The 19635-nt window shown below is 72.8% G+C and carries 18 protein-coding genes; 13 read left to right on the plus strand and 5 right to left on the minus strand.

What is annotated here, in order from left to right; genetic code table 11:
• Positions 1 to 107: 107 nt before the first annotated feature.
• Entirely contained in the window at positions 108 to 998 is an 891-nt protein-coding gene (locus O7595_RS12120) for a biotin--[acetyl-CoA-carboxylase] ligase (RefSeq protein ID WP_269728729.1), read from the minus strand.
• Positions 999 to 1196: 198 nt separating this feature from the next.
• On the opposite strand from O7595_RS12120, the gene O7595_RS12125 reads away from it, so the two are divergent.
• From O7595_RS12125 to O7595_RS12140, 4 genes are all read left to right on the plus strand, one after another.
• Positions 1197 to 2798, plus strand: a complete 1602-nt coding sequence (locus tag O7595_RS12125; protein ID WP_269728730.1) for an acyl-CoA carboxylase subunit beta — start codon at positions 1197 to 1199, stop codon at positions 2796 to 2798.
• A gap of 26 nt (positions 2799 to 2824) precedes the next feature.
• Positions 2825 to 3031, plus strand: coding sequence for an acyl-CoA carboxylase epsilon subunit (locus O7595_RS12130; RefSeq protein WP_138053499.1), 207 nt, complete (start codon positions 2825 to 2827; stop codon positions 3029 to 3031).
• Between the two features lie 116 nt (positions 3032 to 3147).
• Complete coding sequence (mmpB, locus tag O7595_RS12135) at positions 3148 to 3276, plus strand: morphogenic membrane protein MmpB (RefSeq protein WP_269728731.1); 129 nt, start codon at positions 3148 to 3150, stop codon at positions 3274 to 3276.
• 273 nt (positions 3277 to 3549) lie between these two features.
• Positions 3550 to 4164, plus strand: coding sequence for a Maf family protein (locus tag O7595_RS12140; protein ID WP_269728732.1), 615 nt, complete (start codon positions 3550 to 3552; stop codon positions 4162 to 4164).
• Between the two features lie 142 nt (positions 4165 to 4306).
• On the opposite strand, the gene O7595_RS12145 is transcribed toward O7595_RS12140, so the two are convergent.
• Positions 4307 to 4807, minus strand: a complete 501-nt coding sequence (locus O7595_RS12145; RefSeq protein ID WP_269728733.1) for a hypothetical protein — start codon at positions 4805 to 4807, stop codon at positions 4307 to 4309.
• A 458-nt stretch (positions 4808 to 5265) separates the two neighbouring features.
• On the opposite strand from O7595_RS12145, the gene O7595_RS12150 reads away from it, so the two are divergent.
• Positions 5266 to 7029: an acetyl/propionyl/methylcrotonyl-CoA carboxylase subunit alpha gene (locus tag O7595_RS12150; protein ID WP_269728734.1), complete on the plus strand. Its 1764-nt coding sequence runs from the start codon at positions 5266 to 5268 to the stop codon at positions 7027 to 7029.
• A 122-nt stretch (positions 7030 to 7151) separates the two neighbouring features.
• Entirely contained in the window at positions 7152 to 7745 is a 594-nt protein-coding gene (locus O7595_RS12155) for a TetR/AcrR family transcriptional regulator (protein ID WP_443071604.1), read from the plus strand.
• Between the two features lie 320 nt (positions 7746 to 8065).
• Here O7595_RS12155 and O7595_RS12160 read toward each other — a convergent pair whose 3' ends face one another.
• Together O7595_RS12160 and O7595_RS12165 are read right to left on the minus strand one after the other, a co-directional pair.
• Positions 8066 to 8989 carry a DeoR/GlpR family DNA-binding transcription regulator gene (locus O7595_RS12160; RefSeq protein WP_269728736.1) on the minus strand — a complete coding sequence of 308 codons (924 nt, stop codon included), beginning with the start codon at positions 8987 to 8989 and terminating at the stop codon, positions 8066 to 8068.
• A 146-nt stretch (positions 8990 to 9135) separates the two neighbouring features.
• Entirely contained in the window at positions 9136 to 10575 is a 1440-nt protein-coding gene (locus tag O7595_RS12165; RefSeq protein ID WP_269728737.1) for an NAD(P)H-quinone dehydrogenase, read from the minus strand.
• 261 nt (positions 10576 to 10836) lie between these two features.
• Here O7595_RS12165 and O7595_RS12170 point away from each other — a divergent pair, with 261 nt between their 5' ends.
• The 4 genes from O7595_RS12170 (at position 10837) to O7595_RS12185 (ending at position 15458) form a co-directional block, all read left to right on the plus strand.
• Positions 10837 to 11274 carry a gamma-glutamylcyclotransferase gene (locus O7595_RS12170; protein WP_018889198.1) on the plus strand — a complete coding sequence of 146 codons (438 nt, stop codon included), beginning with the start codon at positions 10837 to 10839 and terminating at the stop codon, positions 11272 to 11274.
• Between the two features lie 168 nt (positions 11275 to 11442).
• A complete protein-coding gene (locus O7595_RS12175) occupies positions 11443 to 12252 on the plus strand; it encodes a purine-nucleoside phosphorylase (RefSeq protein ID WP_269728738.1) in 810 nt (269 codons plus the stop codon).
• Between the two features lie 179 nt (positions 12253 to 12431).
• Positions 12432 to 14093: a phospho-sugar mutase gene (locus tag O7595_RS12180; protein WP_269728739.1), complete on the plus strand. Its 1662-nt coding sequence runs from the start codon at positions 12432 to 12434 to the stop codon at positions 14091 to 14093.
• 168 nt (positions 14094 to 14261) lie between these two features.
• The gene (locus O7595_RS12185; RefSeq protein ID WP_269728740.1) at positions 14262 to 15458 is read left to right on the plus strand and encodes a hypothetical protein; all 1197 of its coding nucleotides are present in this window, start codon (positions 14262 to 14264) and stop codon (positions 15456 to 15458) included.
• A gap of 74 nt (positions 15459 to 15532) precedes the next feature.
• On the opposite strand, the gene O7595_RS12190 is transcribed toward O7595_RS12185, so the two are convergent.
• Positions 15533 to 16174: a PH domain-containing protein gene (locus O7595_RS12190; protein WP_269728741.1), complete on the minus strand. Its 642-nt coding sequence runs from the start codon at positions 16172 to 16174 to the stop codon at positions 15533 to 15535.
• Between the two features lie 100 nt (positions 16175 to 16274).
• On the opposite strand from O7595_RS12190, the gene deoC reads away from it, so the two are divergent.
• The 3 genes from deoC to O7595_RS12205 are packed head-to-tail and all read left to right on the plus strand — an operon-like array spanning position 16275 to position 19584.
• Positions 16275 to 17222 (plus strand): deoxyribose-phosphate aldolase, encoded by a 948-nt coding sequence (gene deoC, locus O7595_RS12195; protein ID WP_269728742.1) that lies wholly within the window; start codon positions 16275 to 16277, stop codon positions 17220 to 17222.
• A 12-nt stretch (positions 17223 to 17234) separates the two neighbouring features.
• On the plus strand, positions 17235 to 18677 hold the full coding sequence (locus tag O7595_RS12200) for an aldehyde dehydrogenase family protein (RefSeq protein ID WP_443071605.1): 1443 nt from the start codon (positions 17235 to 17237) through the stop codon (positions 18675 to 18677).
• Entirely contained in the window at positions 18670 to 19584 is a 915-nt protein-coding gene (locus O7595_RS12205) for an aldehyde dehydrogenase family protein (protein ID WP_269728744.1), read from the plus strand. The genes O7595_RS12200 and O7595_RS12205 overlap by 8 nt, the downstream gene beginning before the upstream one ends.
• Positions 19585 to 19635: the final 51 nt, after the last annotated feature.

Below are 19635 nucleotides of genomic sequence, written 5' to 3' on the forward strand. Positions count from 1 at the left end.
AGCCCGGCGCGGCCTCAACGATACGGCAGGTGTGCCCTGGCTCACGTCCCGGTGGCGCGGCCCGTCCGGGGTGTCCGGCCCGTCACTCCGGACGGCCGCACCCCCGGTCACCGGCCGTTCGGCCGCAGGTGGACGATGTCGCCGGCCCCGATGGGGTGGTCCTTGCCGTCGGGAGTGGTCACCACGAGCCGCCCGTCTCCGTCGATCGCGACCGCCTCGCCGATCAGGCTGCGGTCGCCGGGGAGCTCGGCGCGGACCGTGAGCCCCAGCGTCGAGCAGCCGGCCGCGTACGTCTCCTGCAGCCGCGAGACGTGGGCGTCGCCGTTGGCCGCCCGCCAGGTGCCGTACCAGTCCTCCAGCGAGCGCAGCAGCGCCCGAAGCAGGGGGTCGCGGTCGGTGGAGACCGCGTTCGCGAGGGCCAGGGAGCCCGCCTGCGGGACGGGGAGCTCGTCCTCACGCAGGGTGACGTTGATCCCGATGCCGATGACGACGCCGTCGCCGCCCACGCGCTCGGCGAGGATGCCACCGGCCTTCCGCTCCTCCCCGCCGACCTTCACCATCAGGTCGTTCGGCCACTTCAGCGCGAAGTCGGCCCCGGCCGCCCTGGCAAGGCCCGTCGCCGCGGCGACACCGGTCAGCAGCGGCAGCCACCCCCAGCGGTCCACGGGCACGTCGGGCTTCAGCAGTACGGAGAGGAAGAGCCCGGAGCGAGGGGGTGCGGTCCAGCTGCGGTCGAGACGGCCGCGGCCGGACGTCTGCTCCTCGGCGACGAGCACGGCCCCCTCGCCGAGCTCCGCGGCCCGGGCCGCGAGGTCGGAGTTGGTGGAGCCGGTCGCCTCGACGACGTCGAGCGAGGTCCACAGCCCGCCGGGGCGGATCAGTGCGCGGCGCAGGGCGGCGGCGTTGAGCGGCGGGCGGTCCAGGTCGGACCAGCGGCCGCCGGTGGGGCCGCCGGTGGACTCGTCGGACGGGCTGCCGGAGGTGTCGTGAGGCGTCATGCCGCACAGCTTGGCCCCATCCGTCCCCGGGACGCGAACCGCGGGGACGGACCGTGTCGGGCCCTGTGCGCAAGCACTACGGGGTGTGGCCAACGCCGCACTGCCGAACGGTATCCGCGCCGATACGCTACGAGTCAGTAGCCAGACCTCTCCTTACGTAGCCAACACCCCCGTGACCAGGCAGGGAGCCGCATCCCGATGTCCGAGCCGGCAGAGCACCAAGAGATCGACATCCACACCACCGCTGGCAAGCTCGCGGATTTCCAGCGCCGTGTCCACGAGGCGACGCACGCGGGCTCCGAACGCGCGGTCGAGAAGCAGCACGCCAAGGGCAAGCTGACCGCCCGTGAGCGGATCGAACTCCTCCTCGACGAGGGGTCGTTCGTCGAGCTGGACGAGCTCGCACGGCACCGCTCCACCAACTTCGGACTGGAGAAGACCCGCCCGTACGGCGACGGCGTCGTCACCGGCTACGGCACGGTCGACGGCCGGCCGGTGGCCGTGTTCTCGCAGGACTTCACGGTCTTCGGCGGGGCCCTGGGCGAGGTCTTCGGCCAGAAGATCATCAAGGTGATGGACTTCGCGCTGAAGACCGGCTGCCCGGTCGTCGGGATCAACGACTCCGGTGGCGCGCGCATCCAGGAGGGCGTCAGCGCGCTGGGCATGTACGGCGAGATCTTCCGCCGCAACACCCATGCGTCCGGGGTGATCCCGCAGATCTCCCTGGTCGTGGGCCCCTGCGCGGGCGGCGCCGTGTACTCGCCCGCGATCACCGACTTCACGGTGATGGTCGACCAGACCTCGCACATGTTCATCACCGGACCGGACGTCATCAAGACGGTCACCGGCGAGGACGTGGGCTTCGAGGAACTGGGCGGCGCCCGGACCCACAACACCACGTCCGGTGTCGCCCACCACATGGCCGGCGACGAGAAGGACGCGATCGAGTACGTCAAGTCGCTGCTGTCGTACCTGCCGTCGAACAACCTGTCCGAGCCGCCGTCCTTCCCCGAGGACGCCTCCCTGGAACTCACCGCGGAGGACCAGGAGCTGGACACGCTGATGCCGGACAGCGCCAACCAGCCGTACGACATGCACACGATCATCGAGCACGTGCTGGACGACGGTGAGTTCCTGGAGACCCAGGCGATGTTCGCGCCGAACATCGTCACCGGCTTCGGACGGGTCGAGGGCTTCCCCGTCGGCATCGTCGCCAACCAGCCGATGCAGTTCGCGGGCTGTCTCGACATCGACGCGAGCGAGAAGGCCGCCCGCTTCGTGCGCACCTGCGACGCGTTCAACATCCCCGTGGTCACGTTCGTCGACGTGCCCGGCTTCCTGCCGGGCGTGGACCAGGAGTACGGCGGCATCATCCGGCGCGGCGCGAAACTGATCTACGCGTACGCCGAGGCGACCGTGCCGCTGATCACCGTGATCACGCGCAAGGCGTTCGGCGGCGCGTACGACGTGATGGGCTCCAAGCACCTGGGCGCCGACCTGAACCTGGCCTGGCCGACCGCACAGATCGCGGTGATGGGCGCGCAGGGCGCGGTGAACATCCTGCACCGCCGCACGCTCGCCGCCGCCCCGGACGCCGAGGCCCAGGAGAAGCTGCGGGCCGAGCTCATCACGGCCTACGAGGACACGCTCCTCAACCCGTACGTGGCCGCCGAGCGCGGCTACATCGACGCCGTGATCATGCCTTCCGACACCCGCGCCCAGATCGTGAAGGGCCTGCGTCAGCTGCGGACGAAGCGGGAAAACCTTCCCCCGAAGAAGCACGGCAACATCCCCCTGTAGATCCCCGAGGACCGCGAGGAGCAGTGATGATCAGGGTCGTACGGGGAAACCCGACCCCGGAGGAACTGGCCGCCGCCCTGGCGGTGGTCCAGGCACGCGCCGCCGCGACGGCCTCCGCCGTGTCCGGCGCGCCGCTGCCGCCCGAGGAGTGGTCGGACCCCGCCCGAATCGCCCGGGCCCGGGCACTGCGGGTGGGACCGCGGGCGTGGACGCGGACGTACTGGCCGGGCTGAGCCCGCGAGCGGGGGTTCACGAGGGCTCCGCCGCTCCGTGATTGGTCCCCTGCCACCGGGGCGCCTGAGTATCCGTACTCAGGCGCCCTTCGCGTCCCGCCGCCACGATCGGAACCATGCTGTGGTCCGACCCGGAGAACGAACCCCCGCAGGAAATGCGCGACATGCAGGCGATGATGCGCCGCGCGGGCGTCCTGCTGGCGCTTGCCATGATCGTCGCGATGTTCGTCGTCGGACTGCGCTGACGGGCGGGAGGGGACGGGACGGGCACGAGGACCGGCTCCAGCGACGAGACCGCTCTCCTGCCGCGGGTACGAGGACGTGCACCCCGGACACCGGCACGGAAGGGGCCCGGTACGGGAACGGCTCTCCGGCCGCAGGTACGAGGACGGGGACGGGGACGGGCTGCGCCGGCCGGGACGGCGGTTGCCGTGCGCACCGCCGTGCCCCGGGCCCGGCGCCCTCACCCGGGGTGGGTTGCCGCATCGCCCTCCGGGCCGTCACCCGGGCCGCCTACGATGGCCCGCATGACCGACCAGCGCCGCCGTCTCGTCCTCGCCTCCGCCTCCCCCGCCCGCCTCGCGCTGCTCCGGGACGCCGGGCTCGCCCCGGAGGTCATCGTCAGCGGCGTCGACGAGGACGCGCTGACCGCGCCCGGCCCGGGCGCGCTCGCGCTCGTCCTCGCCGAGGCCAAGGCGAACGTGGTCGCCGCCCGCCCCGAGGCCGCCGGCGCCCTCGTCATCGGCTGCGACTCCGTGCTCGAACTCGACGGTGAGGCCCTCGGCAAGCCGGCCGACGAGGAAGAGGCCACCGCCCGGTGGAAGTCCATGCGCGGCCGTGCGGGCGTCCTGCGGACCGGTCACTGCGTCGTCGACACCGCTACCGGCCGCCGCGTCTCCGCGACCGCCTCCACCACGGTCCGCTTCGGCGACCCGACCGACGCCGAGATCGCCGCGTACGTCGCGAGCGGGGAACCGCTTCACGTGGCGGGCGCGTTCACGCTGGACGGCCGGTCCGCCCCGTTCGTCGACTCGATCGAGGGCAGCCACGGCAACGTGATCGGACTGTCGCTGCCGCTGCTGCGCCGTCTGCTGGCGGACCTGGGGATCGGCATCACGGACCTCTGGACCTGACGCGCGGGGGCGGGGCGGGCAGGTCCGGGGGCGCGGTGCGGTCCACGCCCGCCGGGGCGCACCCGGACGCGGCCGGGCGGACGCCGACCGCACCGGGCCGGCGGTCGCCCGCGGCGCGGCGCCGGGCCCGCTCCCGAAGGACTCAGGCCGTGGCCGGACCCTCGCCGACGACGGGCCCCTTGTCCATGGAGACCGACGTGCCCGTACCGCCGGGCCCGGCCTCTCCCCCACTCGCCTCGGGTTCCGTGCCGCCGTACTGCAGCAGGGCGAGCACGATCAGGCCCAGTACCACCATCAGGAACGCGAACGCGTGCCAGCCGACCAGCCCCACGGTCAGCGCGCCGAGCACGCCGTGCACCACCGCGCAGCTGACCAGGAGCACCCGGCCCCAGCGGCCGGGACCGCGGTCGCGGACGGCGGCGATGAGGAAGAGCGTGCCGCACAAGGCGAGGAAGAAGCCGAAGGCGCCGCCCATCACCCAGGTGCCGGCGGCCATGACATCGGGGTCGAGGCCGTCCACGGACATGCTCTGGCCGTTCACGAAGGTGGCCATGATGCCGTTGATCACGACGATGCCGACGGCTTCCAGATAGAGCACGATGGCGGCCACCACGGCCACCGTTCTGCGTACCACGGCGCCCACCCCTTAGCTTCCCGGCCTCTGTTACCAGCAGTACGAACGACACGGCGAACGCTACTAACGGGTAAACCCGTGGACAAGGGTTCGGGCAGGGGCAAAGAATCATTCGGCCATTCGTAGGGACTCCACAAAGAAACGCGCGTCGCCGCTGACCGCTGAGGCAGAGACCTTGACCACACCTGACGGCTACTCTGCACAGGAGAAAACAGACGTACCGTGGTGCGACAAGGGCATTCACAGCACGGCCACGCCCCGGATCACCCTCCGTGTGGGGAAGCTCACGACTGGGAACGGGTCGAAAGGCCGTGGAGGTAGTCCCTAAACTCAGCGTGTTTCAGCGAAGTCTTCGGCGCGGTGACCCGCCGAGTGCTCCGGCCGGCACGCCCGGACGGGGGACCGGCCCGCGGCGTAGCCGCGAACCGGGGCGTCACCCCCGGGACAACAGCAAGGAGGGAGCCATCGTGCGCAAGGTGCTCATCGCCAACCGAGGCGAGATCGCTGTCCGCGTTGCCCGTGCATGCCGGGACGCCGGGATCGCGAGCGTAGCCGTCTACGCCGACCCGGACCGTGACGCTCTGCACGTCCGCGTGGCCGACGAAGCGTTCGCCCTGGGCGGTGACACCCCGGCCGCCAGCTACCTGGACATGGCGAAGGTCCTCCAGGCCGCCGCCGACTCCGGCGCGGACGCCATCCACCCCGGGTACGGCTTCCTCTCGGAGAACGCCGACTTCGCCCAGGCCGTCATCGACGCCGGGCTCATCTGGATCGGCCCCCCGCCCGCCGCCATCCGCGACCTCGGCGACAAGGTGGCGGCCCGTCACATCGCCCAGCGCGCCGGAGCCCCGCTGGTGGCCGGCACCCCCGACCCGGTCTCCGGCGCGGACGAGGTCGTCGCCTTCGCCGAGGAGAACGGCCTCCCCATCGCGATCAAGGCCGCCTTCGGCGGCGGCGGGCGCGGCCTGAAGGTCGCCCGCACGCTGGAGGAGGTCCCCGAGCTCTACGACTCGGCGGTGCGTGAGGCCGTCGCGGCGTTCGGCCGCGGGGAGTGCTTCGTCGAGCGGTACCTGGACAGGCCTCGCCACGTCGAGACCCAGTGCCTGGCCGACCAGCACGGCAACGTGGTGGTCGTGTCCACCCGTGACTGCTCGCTGCAGCGCCGGCACCAGAAGCTGGTGGAGGAGGCCCCGGCGCCGTTCCTCACCCAGGAGCAGAACGCCGAGCTGTACCGTGCCTCCAAGGCCATCCTCAAGGAGGCCGGCTACGTCGGCGCGGGCACCGTGGAGTTCCTCGTCGGCAACGACGGCACCATCTCCTTCCTCGAGGTCAACACCCGCCTGCAGGTGGAGCACCCGGTCACCGAGGAGGTCACCGGCATCGACCTGGTGCGGGAGATGTTCCGCATCGCCGACGGCGAGAAGCTGGGCTACGACGACCCGCCGCTGCGGGGCCACTCCTTCGAGTTCCGCATCAACGGCGAGGACCCCGGCCGGGGCTTCCTCCCGGCGCCCGGCACCGTCACCTCCTTCGTCGCGCCCTCCGGCCCGGGTGTCCGCCTGGACGCGGGCGTGGAGTCCGGCAGCGTCATCGGCCCCGCGTGGGACTCGCTGCTGGCGAAGCTGATCGTCACCGGCGCCACCCGTGAGCAGGCGCTGCAGCGTGCGGCGCGTGCCCTGGCCGAGTTCCAGGTCGAGGGCATGGCCACGGCCATCCCCTTCCACCGCGCGGTCGTCTCGGACCCGGCCTTCGCCCCGGCGGGCGGCACCCCGTTCAAGGTCCACACCCGCTGGATCGAGACCGAGTTCGTCAACGAGATCAAGCCCTTCGCCGCCCCGGCCGACGCCGAGGCGGAGGAGGAGCCGGGCCGCGAGACGGTCGTCGTCGAGGTCGGCGGCAAGCGCCTGGAGGTGTCGCTGCCGTCGTCGCTGGGCATGACCCTGGCGCGCACCGCCGCGGCCGGCGGAGCGCGCCCCAAGCGCCGCGCGGCCAAGAAGTCCGGCCCCGCCGCCTCCGGTGACACGCTGGCCTCCCCGATGCAGGGCACCATCGTCAAGATCGCCGTGGAGGAGGGCCAGGAGGTCAAGGAGGGCGACCTCGTGGTCGTCCTGGAGGCCATGAAGATGGAGCAGCCGCTGAACGCGCACCGCTCCGGCACCGTGAAGGGCCTCACCGCCGAGGTCGGCGCGTCGGTCACGTCCGGCGCGGTGATCTGCGAGATCAAGGACTGACACCACCGCCACCCGCCCCTGTGCGGACGGGGCCCGCCGAAAGCATCCGGCGGGCCCCGTCCGCGTTCCGGCCGAGTACCGAGCGGGCTCGCACCCCCCGCACCGATGGCATGCTGGGTGCCATGACGACGAGTACGGCGGCCGGCGCCACAGCGGGCGCGGTACGGCCGATGCGGGCCGACGCGCGCCGCAACTACGAGCGGCTGCTCGTCGAGGCGCGCAAGGCGTTCGCCGAGCACGGCACGGACGCCTCCCTCGAGGACATCGCCAGGCGGGCGGGCGTGGGCATCGGCACGCTGTACCGCCATTTCCCGAACCGGCACGCACTGATGAACGCGGTCTTCCAGGACGCGCTGGCGTCACTGCTCAACCGGTCCGGGGAACTGGCCTCGGCGGACCAGCCGTGCGCCGCCCTGGTGGAATGGCTGCGTGCCATCATCACTCATGCGGGTGAATACCGCGGGGTGGCCCGGGCACTCATGTCGGCCTCGCACGACGCCAGTTCCGCCCTCTCCCAGTGCAGCGTCCCCCTGCGCGACGCGGGCGCCCGGCTCCTGTCCCGCGCCCAGGAGGCCGGCGCGGTCCGGTCCGACGTCTCCATCACCGACCTTCTCCAGCTCACCAACGCGATCGCCCTGGCGGCCGAGCAGGCCCCGTCCGACCCCGAACTCGCGGACCGACTGCTGATGCTGACGTTGCGCGGTCTGAAGGCATAGCCCCTGGCTCCCCTCGTCGATGAGGGGGCTCCTCGGTGTGCCGGTGGGGCTCTGCGGCGGACCGGCCGGGCCGGGGGCGGCGCGCCCCGCGAGGCCCGCCCCGGGGCCAGGGGACTCGGCTCCCCCGTGCGGCCCCGGCACGGCGCCGCCCGCCGACGCGGCCCGGGGCCCGGCCGTGCGGTCGCCCCCGAAGGGCCGCGGCACCGACAGTGGCCCCGCGCCCTCGGCGCGCCCTGCGCCGGCACGGTCGCAGCGCCCACCCCGGCCCCTGGTCCCAGGCATCTCGCCCCCGGTCCCGACAGCGCGGTGGTCCGGCGCCCTCAGCGGCGGCGCAGGTCCGCCACGCGCCGCTCCGGGGGATCGGCCGCGAGGGCAGCGGCCGGACGGAGCGGGGTGGTCGGGTGGGTCGTGCGGCGCTGGCCCGGGAGGGGGACCTCACGGCGCGGCTGGGTCGCGTCGGTCGCCGTGCCCGCCACGGCGACCTGCACCCCCTGGTCCGCGAGCGCCTGCAGCTCCGTCGCCGCCCGGTCGTCGTGCTGCGGCGGCTCGTCCGTCACCAGGCGGGTGATCACGTCGGTCGGCACGGTCTGGAACATCGTGTCCGTGCCCAGCTTGGTGTGGTCGGCCAGCACGACGACCTCGGAGGCGGCCTGCACCAGCGCCCGGTCCACGCTCGCCGACAGCATGTTGGACGTGGACAGCCCGCGCTCGGCCGTCAGACCGCTGCCGGACAGGAAGGCCCGGGAGACCCGCAGCCCCTGGAGGGACTGCTCCGCCCCACTGCCGACCAGCGCGTAGTTCGAGCCGCGCAGCGTGCCGCCGGTCATGACGACCTCGACGCGGTTGGCGTGCGCCAGCGCCTGCGCGACCAGCAGCGAGTTGGTGACCACGGTGAGCCCTGGGATCCGCGCGAGCCGGCGGGCCAGCTCCTGCGTGGTCGTGCCGGCGCCGACCACGACGGCCTCGCCCTCTTCGACCAGACCCGCGGCGAGATCGGCGATGGCCGTCTTCTCCGCGGTCGCGAGATGGGATTTCTGCGGGAAGCCGGATTCTCGCGTGAATCCGCCCGGCAACACCGCACCGCCGTGCCGGCGGTCGAGCAGTCCTTCTGCCTCCAGGGCCCGCACGTCCCGCCGTACGGTCACTTCGGAGGTCTGGACGACGCGGGCGAGCTCACGGAGCGAAACCGCCCCGTTGGCGCGCACCATTTCGAGGATCAATTGACGACGTTCTGCAGCGAACACGAAACTGACAGTAACCCCAGCGGTCGATGCTTTTCAGCACTTTGCGCCGAATACGGGAAGTTGCCCACACAGGTGTACCGGAAGTGGTATAGCGACGCTGCCCTATCGTCCCGGCTTGCCGGGGTTGATCCCCCGCGACTCCCGCGCTACGCCCCGCCGGTCGCCTTCCGGGTGTGCAACTGGCGCGCGACCTCCGCGATCGAGCCGGACAACGACGGGTACACGGTGAAGGCGTTTGCGATCTGTTCCACCGTCAGGTTGTTGTCGACCGCGATCGAGATGGGGTGGATCAGTTCCGAAGCGCGCGGCGCCACGACCACTCCGCCGACCACGATGCCGGTGCCGGGCCGGCAGAAGATCTTCACGAAGCCGTCCCTGATGCCCTGCATCTTGGCGCGCGGGTTGCGCAGCAGGGGCAGCTTGACGACCCGGGCCTCGATGACGCCGCCGTCCACGTCCGCCTGGGTGTAGCCGACGGTCGCGATCTCCGGGTCGGTGAAGACGTTCGAGGAGACCGTCTTCAGGTTGAGCGGGGTCACCGCGTCGCCCAGGAAGTGGTACATGGCGATACGTCCCTGCATCGCCGCCACCGAGGCCAGTGCGAAGACGCCGGTGACGTCGCCGGCCGCGTACACGCCCGGCGCCGTGGTGCGCGAGACCTTGTCGGTCCAGATGTGCCCGGACTCGGTGACCTTGATCCCGGCCTCCTCCAGGCCCATGCCCGCGGAGTTGGGGATGGCGCCGACGGCCATCAGGCAGTGGGTGCCGGTGATGACCCGGCCGTCGGCCAGCGTCACCTCGACCCGGTCGCCGACCCGCTTGGCGGACTGGGCGCGGGAGCGGGCCATGACGTTCATGCCGCGGCGCCGGAAGACGTCCTCGAGGACCGCGGCGGCGTCCGGGTCCTCCCCCGGCAGCACCCGGTCGCGGGAGGAGACGAGCGTGACCCGGGAGCCGAGCGCCTGGTAGGCGCCGGCGAACTCGGCACCGGTCACGCCCGAGCCGACCACGATCAGCTCTTGGGGCAGCTCGTCCAGGTCGTACACCTGGGTCCAGTTGAGGATCCGCTCGCCGTCGGGCTGGGCGTCGGGGATCTCGCGCGGGTGACCGCCGGTGGCGATCAGCACGGCGTCGGCGGTGAGCGTCTCCTCGCTGCCGTCCGCCGCGGTGACGACGACCTTGCGGGAGCCGTCCAGGGCCTGACCGTCCTCCAGCCGCCCCCGGCCGCGCATGACGCGCGCGCCCGCGCGGGTCACGGAGGCGGTGATGTCGTGGGACTGGGCGAGCGCGAGCCGCTTGACCCGGCGGTTGACCTTGCCGAGGTCGACGCCGACGATCCGGGCGGCCTGCTCGATGTGCGGGGTGTCGTCCGCGACGATGATGCCGAGCTCCTCGTGCGAGGAGTCGAAGTTGGTCATCACCTCGGCGGTGGCGATCAGGGTCTTCGAGGGTACGCAGTCGGTGAGTACGGAGGCTCCGCCGAGGCCGTCGCAGTCGACGACGGTCACCTCCGCGCCGAGCTGGGCGGCCACCAGAGCCGCCTCGTATCCGCCGGGTCCGCCACCGATGATCACGATCCGGGTCACTGGGGTTACGCCTCGCGCTCTCGCTCTGCCGGGTGTCCGTCACCTCCATTCTCCCGCACGCGGGAACCTGCTTCGCGCGGGGGGCTCTCCCGGGCCGGGAGCGGACCGGGAGGGAACGGGGGGAGAGGAAGGGGAGACCCGGCGCGGACGCGGGACCTGCGGGTACGGGCCCCGGCCCGTACGGCGGCACCCCTCCCCGCGGGTCCGTCCCGGGGGATCGGGGCGGGCGGCCACCGCTTCCCCTCCCGTACCCTCGATCCCATGTCGCTCTACGCCGCGTACGCCGGCAACCTCGACGCGCGGCTGATGACCCGCCGCGCACCGCACTCCCCGTTGCGCGGCACGGGCTGGCTCAACGGCTGGCGGCTGACGTTCGGCGGCGAGCAGATGGGCTGGGAGGGGGCGCTGGCCACGATCGTGGAGGCCCCCCGCTCGCAGGTCTTCGTCGCGCTCTACGACATCGCCCCGCTCGACGAGGACTCGATGGACCGCTGGGAGGGCGTCGGGCTCGACATCTACCGCCGCATGAGGGTCCGGGTGCACACGCTGGACGGCGAGGAGCCGGCCTGGGTGTACGTCCTGAACGGGTACGAGGGCGGGCTGCCCTCCGCGCGCTACCTGGGCGAGATCGCCGACGCGGCCGAGTCCGCGGGCGCCCCCCACGACTACGTGATGGAGTTGCGCAAGCGCCCCTGCTGACCGGGGCGCCGGGAGGTCCTCCCCGAGGCGCGCACCCGTTCCCCGCCCCGTCGGGCCGTGCGCCCGGCGCGCTTCCGTACGCCTTTGTGCGTTTCCACGAGGAAACGGTTGCAGAGTCGTGAGCATCGTCATCTACGCGCGTAGGGTTTCTCAGGCTAGGCTTTTCTCGTGAACGTTTCCCTTACCCCGGACCCCCACGCCGCCGCCGACGCCGCGGCCGCGCGCCTGCGAGAGCTGACCGGCGCCGAGACCCACGACGTCGCCCTGGTGATGGGCTCGGGCTGGGCGCCCGCAGTCGACGCCCTCGGTGCCCCCGACGCCGAGTTCCCGGTCACCGAGCTGCCCGGCTTCCCGCCCCCGGCGGTCGAGGGCCACGGCGGCAAGATCCGCTCGTACCGGATCGGTGAGAAGCGCGCGCTCGTCTTCCTCGGCCGTACGCACTACTACGAGGGCCGCGGCGTCGCCGCCGTGGCGCACGGTGTGCGCACCGCGGTCGCCTCCGGCTGCAAGACCGTCGTCCTGACCAACGGCTGCGGCGGTCTGCGCGAGGGCATGCGGCCCGGCCAGCCGGTCCTCATCAGCGACCACATCAACCTCACCGCGGCCTCGCCGATCGTCGGCGCCAACTTCGTGGACCTGACCGATCTGTACTCGCCGCGGCTGCGGGCGCTGTGCAAGGAGGTGGACCCGACGCTGGAGGAGGGCGTCTACGTCCAGTTCCCCGGCCCGCACTACGAGACCCCGGCCGAGATCAACATGGTCCGCGTCATGGGCGGCGACCTGGTCGGCATGTCCACGGTGCTCGAGGCCATCGCGGCCCGCGAGGCCGGCGCCGAGGTGCTCGGCATCTCCCTCGTCACCAACCTCGCGGCGGGGCTGTCGGGCGAGCCGCTGAACCACGAAGAGGTCCTGCAGGCGGGCCGCGACTCCGCGGCGCGGATGGGCGAGCTGCTGACCCGGGTGCTGGCCCGGATCTGACGGGTCTCGCCGCCCCGGCGCCGGCCCGGCTCCGGGCCACGGCCCCGCCTGCCGGGCACACCGCCCGGAGCGCAGCGGGACGACACGCCGCCCGGAACGGGCAGGCGCAGGCGTCGGCGCTGCCGGGCACACAGCCGGCGGCGCTCACGCTCACGACGACACCAGAGAGGCACATCACCGTGGCGCAGGACCTGATCGCGCAGGCCCGGGCTTGGCTGGCCGAGGACCCCGACGCGGAGACCCGCGACGAACTGGGCCGGCTCATCGAGGCCGGGGACACGGCGGAGTTGGGCGCCCGGTTCGCCGGGACCCTGCAGTTCGGCACCGCCGGTCTGCGCGGGGAGCTCGGGGCCGGGCCGATGCGGATGAACCGCGTCGTCGTCATCCGCGCCGCGGCCGGGCTGGCCGCGTACCTCAAGGCGCAGGGTCACACCGGCGGCCTGGTCGTGATCGGCTACGACGCCCGCCACAAGTCCGCGGACTTCGCCCGCGACACCGCCGCCGTCATGGCCGGCGCCGGACTGCGGGCCGCGCTGCTGCCGCGCCCGCTGCCCACACCCGTGCTCGCCTTCGCGATCCGGCACCTGGGGGCCGTCGCCGGCGTCGAGGTCACCGCCAGCCACAACCCGCCGCGCGACAACGGCTACAAGGTCTACCTCGGGGACGGCGCCCAGATCGTGCCCCCGGCCGACGCCGGGATCGCCGCGGCGATCGAGGCGGTCGGCAGCATCCACGACCTGCCGCTCCCCGAGAGCGGCTGGGAGACGCTCGGGGACGAGGTCCTGGATGCGTATCTGGAGCGCACCGACGCGGTCCTGAGCCCGCGCTCGCCGCGTACGGCCCGTGTGGTCCACACGGCCCTCCACGGCGTCGGCGGCGACGTGGTTCTGGCGGCCTGGGAGCGGGCCGGCTTCCCCACCCCCGTGCTCGTCGGCGAGCAGGCCGAGCCGGACCCCGACTTCCCCACGGTCGCCTTCCCCAACCCGGAGGAACCGGGCGCGATGGACCTCGCGTTCGCGAAGGCGCGCGAGGTCGGGCCGGACCTCGTCATCGCCAACGACCCCGACGCCGACCGCTGCGCCGTGGCGGTCCCCGACGGCAGCGCGGACGGCGGCTGGCGCATGCTCCACGGCGACGAGGTCGGCGCGCTGCTCGGCGCCCATCTCGTCCGCAAGGGCGTGTCGGCGAAGGACGCGAGCAGCACCTTCGCCACGTCGATCGTGTCGTCGTCGCTGCTCGGCCGGATCGCCGCCGCGGCCGGGCTCGGCTACGAGGAGACCCTGACCGGCTTCAAGTGGATCTCCCGGGCGGAGGGCCTGCGGTACGGCTACGAGGAGGCGCTCGGCTACTGCGTCGACCCGGACGGCGTGCGCGACAAGGACGGCATCACCGCCGCGCTGCTGGTCGCCGAACTGGCCTCGGAGCTGAAGGCCGAGGGCCGTACGCTCACGGACCTGCTGGACGACCTCGCCGTCGCCCACGGTCTGCACGCGACCGACCAGCTGTCGGTGCGCGTGGAGGACCTGGACGTCATCGCGGAGGCCATGCGCAGGCTGCGCGGGAAGCCTCCCGTGGCGCTGGCCGGACTGCGGGTGGTGTCGGCGGAGGACCTGTCGAAGGGCACCGAGGCGCTGCCGCCCACGGACGGTCTGCGGTACTACCTGGAGGGCGAGTACGCCGCCCGCGTCATCGTCCGCCCGAGCGGCACCGAGCCCAAGCTCAAGTGCTACCTGGAGGTCGTGGTCCCGGTCGGTCCGGGCGAGCCGGCCTCCGCGCGGGCCCGTGCCTCCGAGGTCCTCTCGGCCGTCAAGCGGGACCTGGCCGAGGCCGCCGGGATCTGACGGCCCGCCGGGCCGGAGCTCCCCGCCCGCGCCCGGCCAAGGCCGGGCGCGGGCGCCGTCTTCTTGCGGGTGATTTCCGTACGGCAACCGACCTACCTGCCCGTGCCCCTGGCGTGCCCCGCGGGCGAGGGTGGCCCCGGTAGCGCCCGCCGAATCACCGGAGCACCCGTGCCCCCGACCGCAACCCCCCACGCCACCGTCCCCGCCTCCCGCCGGGCACCCGGCTCGGGAGGCGGCGCCGTACCCGGCGGGGAGAGCCGGCTGCTCCACGCACTGAACCGGGCCGCCCCGGCGCTGCTCGGCTATCTGGCCGTACGGCTGACGGGGCTCCTGGTGCTCGCGCGGTGGGCCCACCTCAAGGGCGAGAGCCTCTGGCCGACGCTGGCCGCCTCCTGGGACTCCCACTGGTACCTGGGGATCGCCGACCACGGTTACCACCGCGAGCTCGGACCCGCCCCGAACACCAACAACCTGGCGTTCTTCCCGCTCTACCCGGTGCTGGTGAAAGCCGTCGCGGCGGTGGCCCCGGGCAGCCGCGCCTCGGTGGCCCTGGCCATCGCGGTGGTGGCGTCCGTCGCCGCGGCGTGGGGCGTCTTCGCGGTCGGCGAGCGGCTGCACGGCCGGCGTACCGGGACCGTGCTGGCGGTGCTCTGGGGCGCCATGCCCGTCGCGGTCGTCCAGTGGATGGGCTACACCGAATCGCTGTTCACGGCGCTCGTGGCCTGGTCGCTGTACGCGGCGCTCACCGGCCGCTGGCTGTGGGCCGGATGGCTGGCGGCCCTGGCCGGGCTCACCCGGCCGACGGGCGTCGCTATCGCCACGGCGGTGACGGTGGCCGGGCTGGCGGCGTTCGTCCGCGGCCGCGGCCGGCGCGCCCTCGTGGGAGCGTTGCTCGCCCCGCTGGGATGGTGCGGCTACGTGGCCTGGGTGGCGCTCCGCCTCGGGCGCTGGGACGGCTACTTCGCCGTGCAGCGGCACTGGGCCAATGTGTGGGACGGCGGGAAGGTGACGCTGGAGGAGCTCACGCAGCAACTCGCGTACGACGCGGACCCGCAGTTGCTGATGCTGCTCGTCTCCGTCGTCCTGGTGCTGGCCACCGGGCTGTTCCTGCTCTGTCTCGCCGACCGGCAACCGCTGGTGCTGGTGGTGTTCACGGGTGTGCTGCTGCTCATCGTCCTCGGCAGCGGCGGCGTCTACTTCCCGCGCGCCCGGTTCCTGCTGCCCGCGTTCCCGCTGCTGCTGCCCGTCGCGGTGGCGGTGGCGCGGGCGCGGAGGGCGGCGGCGCTGCTCGTCCTGGGCGGTGCGGTGCTCTCCTCGGCCTGGCTGGGCGGGCATCTGCTGCTGGTGTGGCAGGGCCCGCCGTGACGGGCACGCGGCCGGCTCCGTGCCGGGCCGTGGTGCGCGCACGCGCGCACCGGGCCGGGGAGGCGTGCGCCGGCTCAGCCGACCGCGAGCAGGACGAGCAGGGCGACCGCTCCCACGACGACCGGGCCGGCGATCTCGTACGCCCAGCGCACCTGCGGTTCTCCCGTCGCGGTCGGCCGGTGCGCGGCCCGCTCGGACAGCTCCCTCAGTTCGGCGATCGTCCGGTCGCCGGGCGCCATGTGCGACGCGCCGCCTGCGGTGGGTGCGCCGCCCGGTGCGGTGGTGCCCCCGGCATCGCCCGCGGCGGCCCTCGACCGCCTGCGGGCGGCCGTCTTGCGCTGCCGCAGCGACACCGGCACGGCCCACAGCTGGTACTTCGCGCCGTCCTCGGTGAAGACCTCGCTGGAGTACGCGGCGCGCACCTGCGCGACCGTCCGCCAGGGCAGCACGATGGTACGGAAGGGGTTCCTGATGCGGAGCCGGTCGTCATTGGCGAAGACCGCGGGCCGCAGCGTGAAGGCGACGATCAGCGGCACCAGCACCAGGAGCCCGGCGAGCGCGACCCAGGGCGTGAGCCCCTCGCCGCGGACGAGCGCGTCGCCGCCGATCCAGCCGGTGAGCGCGAGCAGCAGCACACCGGCCGCGATGCCGGAAAGCGAACGGTAGGCGCGGTCGGCGTGGACCGGCTCGGCGGTCGGCTGCTGGGGGCTCTTCATGCTCACGATTCTGCCGCATGGTCCCGTGGCGCCCGATGAACGAGTCCCCGGCGCCCCCTGTACAGGTTGCTACGCGCGTAGATATGCTGGTCTGGTGACCATGCCCACCATTGCACCTGCATTCGCTGACGTGACCTCGTCCGACAGCGCACTGCGCCGCTTCCTGCACGGGCTGCCCGGTGTCGACGCCGTCGGCCTGGAAGCGCGCGCCGCGTCTCTCGGCACCCGCTCCATCAAGACGACGGCCAAGGCGTACGCCATCGACCTGGCCATCTCGATGATCGACCTGACGACGCTGGAAGGCGCGGACACCCCGGGCAAGGTCCGGGCGCTCGCCGCCAAGGCCGTCAACCCCGACCCGACCGACCGCTCCGCACCGAGGACCGCCGCCGTCTGCGTCTACCCCGACATGGTGGCCACCGCCAAGGCCGCCCTGGGCGGTGCGGACGTGAAGGTCGCCTCCGTCGCCACCGCCTTCCCCGCCGGCCGCGCCGCCCTGGACGTCAAGCTCGCGGACACCCGCGACGCCGTCGAGGCCGGGGCCGACGAGATCGACATGGTGATCGACCGCGGCGCCTTCCTCGCGGGCGACTACCTGAAGGTCTTCGAGGAGATCCGCGCCGTGAAGGAGGCCTCCGGCCCCGCCCGACTGAAGGTCATCTTCGAGACCGGCGAGCTCTCCACCTACGACAACATCCGTCGCGCCTCCTGGCTCGGCATGCTGGCCGGAGCCGACTTCATCAAGACGTCGACCGGGAAGGTCGCCGTCAACGCGACCCCGGCCAACACCCTGCTCATGCTGGAAGCCGTCCGCGACTTCCGCGCGCAGACCGGCGTACAGGTCGGCGTGAAGCCCGCCGGCGGCATTCGCACCAGCAAGGACGCCATCAAGTTCCTGGTGCTCGTCAACGAGACCGCGGGCGAGGACTGGCTGGACAACCACTGGTTCCGATTCGGCGCGTCCAGCCTGCTGAACGACCTGCTGATGCAGCGCCAGAAGCTGGCGACCGGCCGCTACTCCGGCCCCGACTACGTGACGGTGGACTGAGACCCCATGACCATGGACAAGCATTCTGTCTTCGAGTACGCGCCCGCACCCGAGTCGCGGTCGGTCGTCGACATCGCCCCGTCGTACGGCCTCTTCATCGACGGCGAGTTCACCGACGCCGCCGACGGCAAGGTCTTCAAGACCGTCTCCCCCTCCACCGAGGAGGTCCTGTCCGAGGTCGCCCGGGCGGGCTCCGAGGACATCGACCGTGCGGTGAGGGCCGCGCGCAAGGCGTTCGAGAAGTGGTCCGCGCTGCCGGGCTCCGAGCGCGCCAAGTACCTCTTCCGCATCGCCCGGATCATTCAGGAGCGCTCGCGCGAGCTCGCCGTCCTGGAGACCCTGGACAACGGAAAGCCGATCAAGGAGACCCGCGACTCCGACCTCCCGCTGGTCGCGGCGCACTTCTTCTACTACGCGGGCTGGGCCGACAAGCTCGGCCACGCGGGGTACGGACCCGACCCGCGGCCCCTCGGCGTCGCCGGCCAGGTCATCCCCTGGAACTTCCCGCTGCTGATGCTGGCGTGGAAGATCGCCCCGGCGCTCGCCACCGGCAACACCGTGGTGCTGAAGCCCGCGGAGACCACCCCGCTGTCCGCGCTGTTCTTCGCCGACATCTGCCGCCAGGCCGGGCTGCCCAGGGGCGTCGTCAACATCGTCCCCGGCTACGGCGACGCGGGCGCCGCGCTCGTGGCCCACCCGGACGTGAACAAGGTGGCCTTCACCGGTTCGACCGCGGTCGGCAAGGCCATCGCCCGCGAGGTCGCGGGCACCGACAAGAAGCTCACGCTGGAGCTGGGCGGCAAGGGCGCCAACATCGTCTTCGACGACGCCCCGATCGACCAGGCCGTCGAGGGCATCGTCGGCGGCATCTTCTTCAACCAGGGCCAGGTCTGCTGCGCGGGCTCCCGGCTCCTCGTCCAGGAGTCGATCCAGGACGAGCTGCTCGACTCCCTCAAGCGGCGGCTGTCGACGCTGCGCCTCGGCGACCCGCTGGACAAGAACACCGACATCGGCGCCATCAACTCGGCCGAACAGCTGGCCCGGATCACGGCCCTCGCCGAGACCGGCGAGGCCGAGGGCGCCGAGCGCTGGACGGCACCGTGCGAACTGCCTTCGTCCGGCTACTGGTTCGCCCCGACGCTGTTCACCAACGTCACCCAGGCCCACACCGTCGCCCGTGACGAGATCTTCGGCCCGGTGCTGTCGGTGCTGACGTTCCGCACCCCGGACGAGGCCGTGGCCAAGGCCAACAACAGCCAGTACGGCCTGTCGGCGGGCATCTGGACGGAGAAGGGCTCCCGCATCCTCGCGGTGGCGAACAAGCTCCGCGCGGGTGTGGTGTGGGCGAACACCTTCAACAAGTTCGACCCGACCTCGCCCTTCGGCGGATACAAGGAGTCGGGCTTCGGCCGCGAGGGCGGCCGCCACGGTCTGGAGGCCTACCTCGATGTCTGAGTCGACGCGTCTGTCCGTCTTCAAGACCTACAAGCTGTACGTCGGGGGCAAGTTCCCCCGCAGCGAGAGCGGCCGGGTGTACGAGGTGACCACAGCGACATCAGCCGGCGGCGCGGCGGGCAAAGGCAGGTGGCTCGCCAACGCGCCGCTGTCCTCACGCAAGGACGCCCGTGACGCGGTCGTCGCCGCACGCAAGGCGTTCGGCGGCTGGTCGGGCGCCACGGCCTACAACCGCGGCCAGATCCTCTACCGCGTCGCCGAGATGCTGGAGGGCCGCAGGGAGCAGTTCGTCCGCGAGGTGGCCGACGCCGAGGGCCTGTCGAAGTCCAAGGCGGGCGCGGTCGTGGACGCCGCGATCGACCGCTGGGTGTGGTATGCGGGCTGGACGGACAAGATCGGCCAGGTCGTCGGCGGGGCGAACCCGGTCGCGGGCCCGTTCTTCAACCTGTCGACGCCCGAGCCGACGGGTGTCGTCACCGTCCTGGCCCCGCAGGAGTCGTCCTTCCTCGGGCTGGTCTCGGTGATCGCCCCCGCGATCGCGACGGGCAACACGGTCGTGGTCGTCGCCTCGGAGCGGGCCCCGCTGCCGGCGCTCTCGCTCGGCGAGGTGCTGGCCACGTCCGATCTCCCCGGCGGCGTGGTCAACGTCCTCTCCGGCCGCACGGCCGAGATCGCCGCCCCGCTGGCCGCGCACCAGGACGTCAACGCGATCGACCTCACCGGGGCCGAGGCGCAGCTCGCCAAGGAGCTGGAGGTGGCCGCCGCGGACAACCTGAAGCGGGTGCTGCGGCCCCGCGCGGAGGACTGGACGGCCGACCCCGGTACGGACCGGATGACGGCCTTCCTGGAGACCAAGACGGTCTGGCACCCCACGGGTTCGCTGGGGGCCTCCGGCTCGGCGTACTGAGCCGCCCCGCGGTGCGCGCACCGCGCCGCACGCTCGGCGGGCCCGCGGGGA

The sequence above is a fragment of the Streptomyces sp. WMMC940 genome, from assembly GCF_027460265.1.
Taxonomy (GTDB): domain Bacteria; phylum Actinomycetota; class Actinomycetes; order Streptomycetales; family Streptomycetaceae; genus Streptomyces.